We start from the raw sequence: 12,549 nt of genomic DNA, 5'->3' as shown, positions 1-12,549 counted from the left end.
CCTTTTAGATTTTAGAAAATTTTACAAAAATTCACCTTTGACTGACTCTATAGATACACAAAAAGCCTTGTACATATGTACAAGGACTTCTCACGAATGAACAGTATGGCCAGTTCTTCTTTGGTGAGAAATCTCTAGCTGAATTTGTTTGCAATAAGTTATATTACTATCATGTTTTATTAATGAATACTCTTTACCAATAAACAAATGCGATCAGGATTTTTCTAAAAAAAGAAAGCGTTTACGTTTTTAAAAGTTTGATAACTTCCATGAAATAAAGGTTTAGGAGAAAGATAAAAGTGATTAATTGTATCTTTCTCCTCTACAGCATTAAAGTGATTATTAAGATAATATCATATATAGAAAAATTATTCTAATAATTTATTAAAAACTGTCTTATCCTAAAACTTTTACTATTTTTTCAATTGCCCAATCAAGATCTTCTTTAGAAATAATAAGTGGCGGTGCAAAACGAATAACCGTATCATGTGTTTCTTTACAAAGAAGCCCTTCTTCTTTCAACGCTTCACAATATTTACGTGCGGGTTCAGTAAGCTCAACCCCGATAAACAACCCACGTCCACGCACTTCTTTAATCATTGGATTTTTAATTTCCTTCAATTGATCAACAAAATAGTTACCTAGCTCTAAAGAGCGCTCTACAAGTTTCTCTTCTTTAATTACTTCAATGGAAGCCATAGAAACCGCACATGCCATCGGGTTCCCACCAAATGTTGAACCGTGTGAGCCCGGATTGAAGACACCCAAAACTTCCTTGCTTGAAACAACACAAGAAATAGGGAAGACCCCACCACCTAAAGCTTTACCTAGAATGTACATATCAGGACTTACGCCTTCCCATTCGCAAGCAAACATTTTTCCAGAGCGTGCAAGCCCAGCTTGAATCTCATCGGCAATGAACAAGACATTCTTCTCTTTACATAATTCACGCGCTTCTTTTAGGAACCCTTCTGGAGGAATAACAATTCCAGCTTCCCCTTGAATCGGTTCAATTAAAAATGCAGCCGTATTTTCCGTAATAGCAGCTTTTAACGCAGCAATATCTCCATAAGGAACTAGCTTAATTCCTGGAAGCATCGGGCCAAAACCTTTTTGGTATTCTTCTTCTGAAGAAAGGGAGACAGCTGTCATCGTTCTGCCGTGAAAGTTTCCTACACAAGCGATGATTTCTGCTTGGTTCTCAGCAACTCCTTTTACATCATAAGCCCATCGACGAGCTGCTTTTATAGCTGTCTCCACTGCTTCAGCACCTGTGTTCATTGGCAAAGCCATATCCATGTTTGTTAACTCACAAATCATTTCATACCAAGGACCCAATTGATCATTATGGAAAGCTCTTGATGTTAATGTCACGCGTTCTGCTTGATCTTTCAACGCTTGAATAATCTTCGGATGGCGATGTCCTTGGTTAACTGCTGAATAAGCACTTAACATATCCATGTATTTGTTACCCTCAGGATCTTTTACCCAGACCCCTTCAGCTTCACTAATTACGATTGGTAGTGGATGATAGTTATTCGCACCAAATTTTTCAGATTGTTCGATCAGGTGTTTTGTTTGTACTGTATTTTTCATCTTTATCGACATCCTTCCAGTTTTGATTAATAGATTGCTAGAAAGGGATAATCATCCCTTTCTAACCTTGATTGACTTTAATACATTTCAGACGTTGTTTTTGCTTGCATATGAAGCATAATATAATCTGGTCCGCCTGCTTTTGAATCTGTACCTGACATATTAAAACCACCAAATGGCTGATAACCAACAATTGCACCCGTACAACCACGATTAAAGTAGAGATTACCCACATGGAAATCTTCTCTTGCTTGTTGGATATGTTCACGATTATTCGTGAGAACAGCTCCGGTTAAGCCATATTCTGTATTGTTTGCAATCTCGATTGCATGATTAAAGTCTTTTGCCTTTGTAAAACCGACTACTGGACCAAAAATCTCTTCCTGCATGATACGCGCTTGTGGGTCTAGGTCCGCAAATATCGTTGGTTGAATGAAATAACCTTTAGAATCATCGCCTTCACCACCGAGCATAAGCTTTCCTTCTTCTTTTCCAATTTCAATATAACTCATAATTTTATTAAACGCTGATTGATCAATAACCGGCCCTGTAAAGTTACTTCGATCTTCAGGATTACCCGCTTGTTTATCTTTCGCGATTTCTACTGCTCTTGCTAGTACTTGATCATAAACATCTTCTACAATGACTGCTCGCGAACAGGCCGAGCATTTTTGTCCAGAAAATCCGAAAGCAGAAGCGACGATTGATTGAGCAGCAAGCTCTAAATCAGCATCTTTATCAACAACAATCGTATCTTTACCGCCCATTTCAGCAATCACACGTTTAATCCAGATTTGCCCCTCATTTAGTTTCGATGCACGTTCGTTAATTCGAAGACCAACATCCCTTGAGCCTGTAAATGAAATAAAACGAGTATCCTTATGGTCCACTAAATAGTCACCGACCTCTGCACCACTTCCTGGTACAAAGTTAAGTACGCCTTTAGGTAATCCAGCTTCTTCTAATACCTCTACAAATTTAGCCGCAATGATTGGTGTAGTTGAAGCTGGCTTTAAAAGCACTGTATTACCCGCCACAATTGCAGCGACTGTTGTACCAGCCATGATGGCAAACGGGAAGTTCCAAGGAGAAATAATAACTCCTACCCCAAGTGGAATATAGTCATAACGATTGTATTCATTCGGTCGGCTATTGACAGGAACACCATCTTTAATCGCTAGCATTTGTCGTGCATAATATTCTAAGAAATCGATGGCTTCTGCTGTATCAGCATCTGCCTCATTCCAAGGCTTACCCGCTTCTTTTGTCATTAGAGCAGAAAACTCATGTTTACGTCTTCTAATAATTGCAGCTGCTTTAAACAAAACATCGGCACGCGTTTCAGGCTTTACTTTACGCCAAGATTGGAATGCCCTCACAGCCGATTGCATTGCTTTTTCTGCTAATGCTTGATTGGCTTTTGACACACGACCAATGACTTCTTCTTTATTTGCTGGATTGATAGATACGATTTTCTCATCTGTAGCGATTCTTTCTCCATCAATTAATAAATCATAATCTTGACCTAAATAGGATTTAACCGTTTCGAGTCCTTTTAAATAATCGGCTTGATTACTTTCTACGCTAAAATCAGTAAATGGTTCATGTTTATATGGCTGTACCATTCGAAATTCCTCCTACTCTATATTGTATTTCTCTTATTCTATTTTTTATCGTTCCCCATTATTATTGCAAATAACGTGCCAATTACTAAAAATGCGAATTAACAATATTTTTATCCTATTAGGTGCAAAAATATTTTTCTTTTCGCAAAAATATTTTTCTATCTCCTGCAAAATATTTTTGCGAATGTGTATAATAAATAATTACAGGAGGGACATTCATGAACAACTTTCTAAAACGAATGAATTACTATTATGATAAAGTCTTAGATGAAATTGACGCTGGTGTCCACGTCGTTGATGAAGGCGGAAATACGGTCATTTATAACCGGAAAATGGCTGAAATTGAAGGGATGGCTAAAGCCGACGTACTATATAAAAACTTACATGATGTCTTTTCATTTGAACATAATGAAGAAAGTCGTTTACTTGAAGCTGTTGAAAAAGGCATTAAAATCGAGAACGCAAAGCAAAGTTATTACAATAATCAAGGACTAGAAATTACTACGGTTAACCATACTTTACCTATTTTCTACGAAAACGAGCGTATTGGCGCAATGGAGATTGCCCGTGATATTACAAAATTAGAAAAGTTAATCAGGGAGAATAGACAACAAAGAGAAGAAACTCGCTTTACTTTCCAAAGTATCATTGGCCATAGCCCAGCCATAAGTGATGTGATCGAAGCAAGTAAAAGAGCAACGCGAACGGATTCTTCTATCTTAATCATCGGTGACACAGGTACAGGAAAAGAACTATTTGCTCAGAGTATTCACAACGCAAGTGAGCGGGCACATAAACCATTTATTTCGCAAAACTGTGCAGCCATTCCAGATAATTTAATAGAAGGCTTGCTTTTTGGCACAAAAAAAGGGGCATTTACCGGCGCAATCGAAAGGCCTGGATTATTTGAAGAAGCAGAAGGTGGTACACTTCTACTAGACGAAATTAATTCTTTAAATATACACTTACAAGCAAAATTATTGAGAGTTCTACAAGAGAAAAAAGTAAGGCGGGTGGGAGATACACGAGACCGATCATTTAATGTCCGTATTATTGCTACAATCAATGAGGATCCGATTGAAGCCATTACGAATGGACATTTAAGAAAAGATTTATATTATCGGTTAGGTGTTGTTTCTTTATCCATCCCTCCGTTAAAAGAGCGAAGAGAAGACATAGAGGAACTGGCATACCATTTCATTCATAAATACAATGAGAAGTTTGCAATGGGCGTAAAAGATATTGATCCATCCCTTTTATCAAATTTTTTTCATTACGAATGGCCAGGTAATGTCAGAGAGCTAGAGCATCTTATTGAAGGCGCAATGAACTTAATCGAATATGAAGAATCGATTACCTATCATCACTTACCTTTTCATTATCGACATCGATTACAATCTCAACCATTCTTAAAAAAAGAGAAAGTATTCGATCACCCTGTCGACAGTAATAAGCATGAACACATTGGCCACACTTTAAATGACTATTTAACAAAAGCCGAGCGCCATTTTATTCAACAAGCACTTATAAGAAACCAGCACCATATTACCAATACGGCAAAAGAACTTGGGATGAGTAGACAAAATCTACAATACAGGATAAAAAAACACCGTTTAACATGACTAATAGCATGTTCTAAATAAAACAGAGGATGTTGGTCCTCCTTTGGACGAACAATCCTCTCTATATAAGATATTGATTAAGGTGAACAATATGGATTAATAACACCAGTTAATCATTTGTGCTCGTTTAATCCTTCACCTTATTATTGTGTATATATAACATCACTGACTTAAAAACTGCTGGTTATACATTTCTGCATAAACACCTTTTTCATTATACAAATGCTGATGAGTCCCTTGTTCAGCGATTTCTCCATCCTTAATGACCATAATATGATTGGCATTCTCAATTGTTTTGAGGCGATGGGCAATGACAAATGTCGTTTTCCCCTTCGTTAATTGTGCTAACCCCTTTTGAATTTGAATTTCGGTTTGTGTATCAATACTCGATGTGGCTTCATCTAGAATTAGAATATTGGGATTCGAAAGCATAGCTCTTGCGATAGAAAGAAGCTGCCTTTGACCTTGACTTAAATTGCTGCCGCCACTTGCTATTACCGTATCATATCCTTTAGGGAGATGTTTTATAAAGGCATGAGCTGACGCAAGCTTGGCTGCCTCTATAACATCTGTATCTTTTGCTTTAAGCTTCCCATAACGAATATTCTCCATAACTGTTCCAGAAAATAAATAAGAATCTTGTAGGACGATTCCGATATTTGTACGAAGTAGACGGATTTCATAGTCTCTTATGTCTGCACCATCAATAAAGATTGCACCCTTTGTAACATCATAAAAACGAGCGAGTAATTGAATGATTGTTGTTTTACCCGAACCAGTTGGACCAACGATGGCGATGGTCTCTCCAGCTTTCACACTAAAATTAAGCGATGATAAAACCTCTTTCTTCTCATAAGCAAAAGAAACATTCCTAAATTCAACATTTCCTACCAATGCAGACACCTTCAGAGCTTTGGGTCTATCAACTATATCAGTTTTTTCATCTAAAACTTCAAATACACGCTCTGCACCAGCAATGGCTGATTGGAAGGTGGTAATCAAATTTGACAACTGATTAATTGGACGGTAGAAATTACGAGAATACGTCACAAATGATGCAATCATCCCTATAGAAGCCATATTTACAATCGCTAGTAACGCGCCTGTAAATATAATAAAGGCCAACCCCAAGTTATTCATAAAGTTATTCACTGGGCCAAGAAACCCTGAAGATATTTCAGCACGAATAGAAGAAGTTCGTAACGCTTCATTTTGATGATTAAAAGAAGTAAGGACATCATCCTCTTTGCCATATAATGAAATGATCTCCAATCCAGAGATTGACTCCTCCACTTTCGCATTCACTTCGCCAAGATCTCGCTGTCTCGCAGAAAAATAATGACTGCTATAAGACACAATCGCTTTAGTTGCTAAAAACATAAGTGGAATCACCAAGAATGCCACAATGGCCATCACACCATTTAAAGCAATCATCGCTATCGCTACCCCGGTAATGGTTAAAACGGATGAAACTATTTGAATCACACTTTGACTAAGTGCTGCATGTAATTGATCAATATCATTTGTTACTCGACTCATTAGTTCGCCATAAGAACGCTTATCGAAAAATTTCAATGATAAACTTTGGAGCTGATCAAATAATTCCTGGCGGATTTTTTTTATTGTTAATAATGACACATTTACCATTATGAGCGCTTGTGCCCATGTGGTAATAGATATAAGGATATATATACATGCAAGTATGGCGGACATGACAATGGTACCTGTAATATCACCTTTTAAAATATAATCATCAATAGTGACACCGATTAAATAAGGACCAGCTAATGTAAATAAAGTTGATAATAACACCATAAAAACAACAAGTATCATTCTTAACTTTTGTTGTTTCATATACTGCCATATACGTAGCAATGTCCCTGTAAATTTTTTCGGTGTTGCACCTTTCCCATTCATGCGGCTAGGTCCTCGGCCAAAATCTAGTGTTTTTTGTTCTTTTGGTTGATTATTCATGGCCGGCTCCCCCTTGTGTTTGGTAAATCTCCTTGTACACTCCACTTTCTTCTAACAACATATCATGATTACCTTTAGCCACAACCTCACCCTCATGAAGAACAAGAATCTCATCAGCTTCTCTTATGGAAGATATCTTTGATGAAATAATAATTTTCGTCGAATGACGCTGCTTTAATGCTTGTTGAATTTTCTTTTCAGATAGTGCATCAACGGCAGAGGTTGAGTCATCAAGAATGAGCAAGTCTGGCTCCCTAATAAATGCTCTAGCAATGGAAAGTCTTTGCCTTTGACCACCGGAAAAATTCTTCCCTCCTTGCGCCACTTCATACTCATAACCTTCATCCAATTTATCAATGAACTCGACTGCACATGCATCATTTGCCGCTTGTTTCATTTCTTCTAGTAATGCATCGGTTTTCCCATCTTTTAAATTGTTTGCAATAGTACCAGAAAATAATAGTGCACGTTGGCTGACAAAACCGATTTGTTTCCGTAACGTTTCTTTGGTGTAATTTTTTATATCAACACCGTTCAAAAAGATTTGCCCATGATCGACATCATACAATCGAGGAATTAGTTTGGCTATCGTTGTCTTTCCACTACCAGTTGGACCGATGATGCCTAATGTCTTACCTCGTTGAATAGTGAAGTTCAAATTTTTCAGCACATACTCCCCATTTTTGCTATAACTAAAAGCAACATCTTTAAATAGTAAATGATCCTCTTTTTGATTAACAATGGTATATTCACCGTCAACCATATCTTGCTCAACCGTGAGTACTTCTTGTATGCGATTAGCTGAAGGGAAAGCTCTTGTTATCAACATCAACACATGGCTACTGGACATCAAGCCATTCATAATAATTGTCATATAGTTTATAAAAGCAAGGATTGCTCCCACTTCAATTGCTCCTCCATCAACCTTTATTACACCAAGCCATAAAGCAGCCACAATGCCTAAATTCACAATAAAAAGCAACAATGGCATCATGAGAGCAATCAATTGTTCTGCAGAAATATTGACCTTCGTTAACATGCTGTTTTTTTCGGCAAAGCGCTCCTTTTCATAGTTTTCCCTTCCGAATGCTTTAACAACGCGAATGCCGGCTAAATTTTCTTGTAAGCGCGTATTGATGACATCGATTGCTTCTTGCACTTTTTTAAATAAAGCTGCTGATTTTCTTGTGAAATAAATAATAATAATAAATAAAATCGGCACAGCAATCATCACAATTGGAAAAAGTTCTCTTGCAGTAAAAAAGACGATTAGGACACTGCCTATGAACAATAATGGCCCCCTTACAAAAACTTTTAACGTCATTAATATCGCACGCTGTAAAACACTGATATCATTACTTACAATCGTTATGAGCTTGCCCGAACCATATCGATCCACGTCCCTACTTGAAAATTGGACAATACGATTAAATACATCCTTTCTTATGTCTGTTGAAAAATGGACAGCAGCTTTTGTGCTGAAAATAGAACAACCAATCCCACCAATTAATCCGATGATGGCGACAATGATCATAGAAATACCAAGCTGAATCGTCAGCTCCGTGTTATTATTAGCAATTGCGTCATCAATCATATGTTGCATGATTGTGGGCTGAAGTAAATCCATACTTACTTCAATAAACATTAATAAAGGGCCCAAACAAGCAAAAAACCAATATGGCTTTATGTAATTTAATAATTTTCCAAATGATTGCATCCATTCTCTCCTCTATTTCTTGTTGTTCTAACTTAATTATTTTAACGCTTACTGACTGTATTTGGTCAATTAGAATTTCCCCTTTTGTAAATTGTTTTGTTCTACAATAGTAAAAAAGCTCACCCGAATTTATTCAGATGAGCTTCTTTTATTTACGATTAGCCCCCATCTTCACAAGTTTCATGAGGCTCAACGTGAACATGGACATCATAAACATGATGATTCTCGATTAATTCTTTTTCAACTAATGTAGCAAGATCATGGGCAAGATTAATATCCATCGTTCCTTCTACACAAATAATCACATCTACAACGATATTATTTCCATACAAACGCCCTTTGATTTCCTTTATTTCTTTCACACCTTCAATCGCATGAATGGCATTTTCATATTCCTCAATCTTATCCTCATCAAAGCCGTCTGTTAATTGATGTGTAGAGTCCCTGAAGATCTCCCAAGCTGTTTTCACAATCAAACACCCAACTATTACAGCTGTCACAGTATCTAACCAAGGTAATCCAAGTTGAGATCCAAATATACCAATTGCAGCACCAATACTAACAAGAGCATCAGAGCGATTATCCATTGCCACTGCATATAGTGATTTACTATCAATGCTTTTTGCTAACTTTTGGTTGTAAGTAGACACAACAAACATAATTGCAGCAGCTAATAAAGCCACATATCCAGCAATCGCATGAGGAACTTCGGAAGTTTGATTTACTAAAGAGGAAAACGCTCCAATAATTACTTCTGCACCGACAGCAAACATAATAAAAGCAGCAATCAAGGAGGCAATTGCTTCACTCTTCCAATGTCCGTATTTATGATCTTTATCTGGAGGCCGTTGTGAAATTCTTAAGCCCACCAATACGGCAATACTCGCAATAATATCTGTCACATTATTTAATCCATCTGCTTTTAGCGCAGCTGAGTTTGTCATATAGGCAACGGTCAACTTAAAAACCGATAGTATGATGTAGACAATAATACTTAACTTTGCACCTTTTTCACCAATTTTTAAATTCTTATATTTTTGTTCATCCACTAAAAAACACACCCTTCAATAGCTATATTTATCATAGCAATCACTAGTCGAGTGGGTCTATAGCAACCTTTTTGGCTAATTGAATTTAAATAGGGATAATAAAAAAATGTTGAAAGAGGCAAACATTTTATCGGTAATCCAAACATATCTACAATCCTCCTAGCCCCTGCATCGTATTCACATAATGTCTCCAGAATCACACCTTTCATACATAGATTGAACCCCTTATAATTGTTGAAGATTAATTTATATCTACACAAAAAAGGCTTCCAACTAGATATTTGGAAGCCTCTAAGTATGGCAAGACAAAATCTTGCTTTGTATTAGATTAGATATGCATATGATACACCACGTATCATGTCGTACATTCCTTTTCTCGTGTGCCAATATGCTAAAACTTCTAGCTATTTTTCTCTTCTTGAGTTCTGAACAAATTCAAACCCTTTTGAGTAAATCTCCGTTACTTATTCTCCATGCCAATCTTCAACCAGCATATGATAAAGTATGCAAGGACAATAAAAGGAACTTAGGCATACAGGAAGTACGTAAATTTTTAAACTTGAATTACCTCTCCCTTTCTATCGTCTTTTACCAAATGAATTTCCCTTTATATATAGAACAACAATGGCAGTAATGATAAACCCCGTGATTACAAATGTCCCAATTCCTGCTCGATATACGATATAGACATCGGTATGCTTAAATACATTCATAATTAAATATATCATTAGTGTTAAAGCAAGCACGATAATAATTGAGGTGAATTTATTTTTACCACGGTACATCATTTCACAACCTTCCACTCCGAAAGTGACTATTCTTTTGCTTTCTGCTCTATACTTATGTACGAAACAAGCTAAGATATGACAAGTCACTCTGCACACATTCTCCACAACTATTCTCTATAATATGCGATAGGTGATGCTATGAAGAATTTATCCGTAAAACTAGGACTTATATTTTTCTTGATTATATTTACTTTAGAACTTTTTCTATTTTTCTTTCTTCACTCTTCCTTAGTTGAGTCGCGAGTGGAAGAGGAACTTTTTTCCTTACAATCTAGAGGAGACGCTCATAGAGACACGTTAAAGACCAGTTTTGAAGCAGATACAATTGAGCATGTAGCCCTGATGGAAAAGGAAGCCAATACGGATGTGATGGTTACAAACTTAAAGGGAAGTGTACTTGCTTCCTCACTTTCAATTGATATGAAAAAAATAATTTCATCAGGAATGAAGCTACAAAACGGTGTCGTAGAAAATGATTGGAAAAATCAACCTTATATTGTAACTGTAAGCTCTATACCTAATCAAGGATACGTTTTCATGTTTCAAAACACTGATTCTATTCAAACACTGATTGATCGCTTAAATAATCATTTTTTTATTACCGGATTAATCACAGCTATCTTAACGATTGTGATTATAATATTGCTTTCTATCGCTTTAGTTCGACCGCTTAATAAGATGAAAGAAGCCACGATACAAATAAAAAGTGGCGATTTCTCCATATCTCTACCTGATATAGGAAATGATGAACTTGGTAAACTGGCAAAAACCATCAACCTACTTGCAGGTGAGTTAAAGCATTTAAAGGAAGAACGCAGTCAATTTTTAGCTACAATTTCTCATGAATTAAGAACACCGCTCACTTACCTTAAAGGATATGCGGACATTGTTCAAAGAAAGAATCTCTCCATTGAAGAACGTGATAAATATTTGTCCATCATTCAGGAAGAAGCCAAAAGAATAAATACGCTAGTAGAAGACTTATTTGAATTAGCTAAAATAGATCAATACGGCTTTGAAATGAAGAAACAAACCATTCAGTTAAGCGACTTCATAGCCCATTTACATCATAAATTTGAACCAGCTTTCTTGCATCAATCCATGAAATTACATGTGGAAATGCCCCAAAAAGATATTAATGTGAATATCGATTCTGCTAGAGTAGAACAAATGCTTTATAACCTTTTGGATAATTCTTTGAAATATAGTCAAACAGGTACGGAAACGACATTAAAGATATGGACACATACAAAAGATTTATATTTAAGAATGATTGATAACGGGAGCGGCATTCAAGAAAAAGACCTTCCACATATCTTTAAACGCTTTTATCGTGGGACATATAGTAACGATTCATGTAAAGGAGGTTCTGGTCTTGGTCTTTCGATTGTGAAAGAATTAGTCAACGCCCATAATGGTGAGATTACGGTCAAAAGCAACACAAAAACCGGGACAGCTTTTACTATCATGTTAAAAGGAGCGGTATTAAATGAGAAAGATACTTTTAGTAGATGACGAAATGCGGATGCTTGATCTATTAGACCTATATTTATCACAGAACGGCTTTTCTTGTATAAAAAAAACTTCCGGTGCATGTGCGCTTAATTATATGGAAGATCACGCTATTGAACTAGTTATCATTGATGTAATGATGCCTGATATGGACGGGTGGGATCTATGTCAATTGATCAAACAGCAAAGTGATGTGCCGATTATTATGTTAACAGCGAAAGGAAGTAAACCAGATGTAGTTAAGGGGCTAACCATTGGTGCCGACGATTATATTGCTAAACCATTTGATGAAGAAGAACTTATTGCAAGAATCGAAGCTGTCTTAAGAAGGACAAAATCAACTGGCAGTGAAATCATATTTAAAGAACTACAGTTAAATAAGGAATCCTATGATTTTTACTATCAAAAGAAAAAAATCCCTGTCACGCAAAAAGAATTTGTGTTACTTGAGCTTTTTTTATCTCATCAAAATCATGTTTTCTCTCGCGAACATCTTATTACGAAAATTTGGGGATACGGTGTATATATCGAAGATCGAACAGTGGATTCACATATACGAAATATAAGAGAAAAGCTACGTGAAGTTGACTTCCCTATTGATCAGCATTTACAAACCGTATGGGGAATTGGATATAAATGGGTATCATAATCTTTCCTTTTGTTCAG

General features: G+C 36.4%; 9 protein-coding genes. 3 read left to right on the top strand and 6 right to left on the bottom strand.

Annotation, left to right across the window (positions count from 1 at the left end):
- Positions 1-396 precede the first annotated feature (396 nt).
- Together LCM23_RS02110 and pruA are read right to left on the bottom strand one after the other, a co-directional pair.
- Positions 397-1,596, bottom strand: coding sequence for an ornithine--oxo-acid transaminase (locus LCM23_RS02110; RefSeq protein WP_224935182.1), 1,200 nt, complete (start codon positions 1,594-1,596; stop codon positions 397-399).
- A gap of 77 nt (positions 1,597-1,673) precedes the next feature.
- Positions 1,674-3,221: an L-glutamate gamma-semialdehyde dehydrogenase gene (pruA, locus tag LCM23_RS02105; protein ID WP_224935178.1), complete on the bottom strand. Its 1,548-nt coding sequence runs from the start codon at positions 3,219-3,221 to the stop codon at positions 1,674-1,676.
- A 218-nt stretch (positions 3,222-3,439) separates the two neighbouring features.
- Here pruA and LCM23_RS02100 point away from each other — a divergent pair, with 218 nt between their 5' ends.
- Positions 3,440-4,843, top strand: coding sequence for a sigma-54 interaction domain-containing protein (locus tag LCM23_RS02100; RefSeq protein ID WP_224935175.1), 1,404 nt, complete (start codon positions 3,440-3,442; stop codon positions 4,841-4,843).
- A 162-nt stretch (positions 4,844-5,005) separates the two neighbouring features.
- Here LCM23_RS02100 and LCM23_RS02095 read toward each other — a convergent pair whose 3' ends face one another.
- From LCM23_RS02095 to LCM23_RS02080, 4 genes are all read right to left on the bottom strand, one after another.
- Positions 5,006-6,817 carry an ABC transporter ATP-binding protein gene (locus LCM23_RS02095; protein ID WP_224935172.1) on the bottom strand — a complete coding sequence of 604 codons (1,812 nt, stop codon included), beginning with the start codon at positions 6,815-6,817 and terminating at the stop codon, positions 5,006-5,008.
- Positions 6,810-8,534, bottom strand: coding sequence for an ABC transporter ATP-binding protein (locus LCM23_RS02090; protein WP_224935169.1), 1,725 nt, complete (start codon positions 8,532-8,534; stop codon positions 6,810-6,812). The genes LCM23_RS02095 and LCM23_RS02090 overlap by 8 nt, the downstream gene beginning before the upstream one ends.
- Before the next feature lie 158 nt (positions 8,535-8,692).
- Entirely contained in the window at positions 8,693-9,583 is an 891-nt protein-coding gene (locus LCM23_RS02085; protein ID WP_224935166.1) for a cation diffusion facilitator family transporter, read from the bottom strand.
- A 578-nt stretch (positions 9,584-10,161) separates the two neighbouring features.
- On the bottom strand, positions 10,162-10,458 hold the full coding sequence (locus LCM23_RS02080; protein WP_095370186.1) for a hypothetical protein: 297 nt from the start codon (positions 10,456-10,458) through the stop codon (positions 10,162-10,164).
- Positions 10,459-10,509: 51 nt separating this feature from the next.
- Here LCM23_RS02080 and LCM23_RS02075 point away from each other — a divergent pair, with 51 nt between their 5' ends.
- Complete coding sequence (locus LCM23_RS02075; protein WP_224935163.1) at positions 10,510-11,886, top strand: HAMP domain-containing sensor histidine kinase; 1,377 nt, start codon at positions 10,510-10,512, stop codon at positions 11,884-11,886.
- Positions 11,861-12,532: a response regulator transcription factor gene (locus LCM23_RS02070; RefSeq protein WP_095370188.1), complete on the top strand. Its 672-nt coding sequence runs from the start codon at positions 11,861-11,863 to the stop codon at positions 12,530-12,532. The genes LCM23_RS02075 and LCM23_RS02070 overlap by 26 nt, the downstream gene beginning before the upstream one ends.
- The last annotated feature ends 17 nt before the right edge of the window (positions 12,533-12,549 follow it).

Origin of the sequence: Cytobacillus kochii (assembly GCF_020171845.1) — a bacterium.
Taxonomy (GTDB): Bacteria; Bacillota; Bacilli; order Bacillales; family Cytobacillaceae; genus Cytobacillus; species Cytobacillus kochii.
This window is presented reverse-complemented; position numbering and strand designations above follow the sequence as displayed.

Bases quoted from the DNA above. Each gene is read 5' to 3' on its own strand.
- LCM23_RS02090 (WP_224935169.1), bottom strand. From the start codon at position 8,534: ATGCAATCATTTGGAAAATTATTAAATTACATAAAGCCATATTGGTTT.
- LCM23_RS02070 (WP_095370188.1), top strand. From the start codon at position 11,861: ATGAGAAAGATACTTTTAGTAGATGACGAAATGCGGATGCTTGATCTA.
- LCM23_RS02075 (WP_224935163.1), top strand. From the start codon at position 10,510: ATGAAGAATTTATCCGTAAAACTAGGACTTATATTTTTCTTGATTATA.
- LCM23_RS02095 (WP_224935172.1), bottom strand. From the start codon at position 6,817: ATGAATAATCAACCAAAAGAACAAAAAACACTAGATTTTGGCCGAGGA.
- LCM23_RS02110 (WP_224935182.1), bottom strand. From the start codon at position 1,596: ATGAAAAATACAGTACAAACAAAACACCTGATCGAACAATCTGAAAAA.
- pruA (WP_224935178.1), bottom strand. From the start codon at position 3,221: ATGGTACAGCCATATAAACATGAACCATTTACTGATTTTAGCGTAGAA.
- LCM23_RS02100 (WP_224935175.1), top strand. From the start codon at position 3,440: ATGAACAACTTTCTAAAACGAATGAATTACTATTATGATAAAGTCTTA.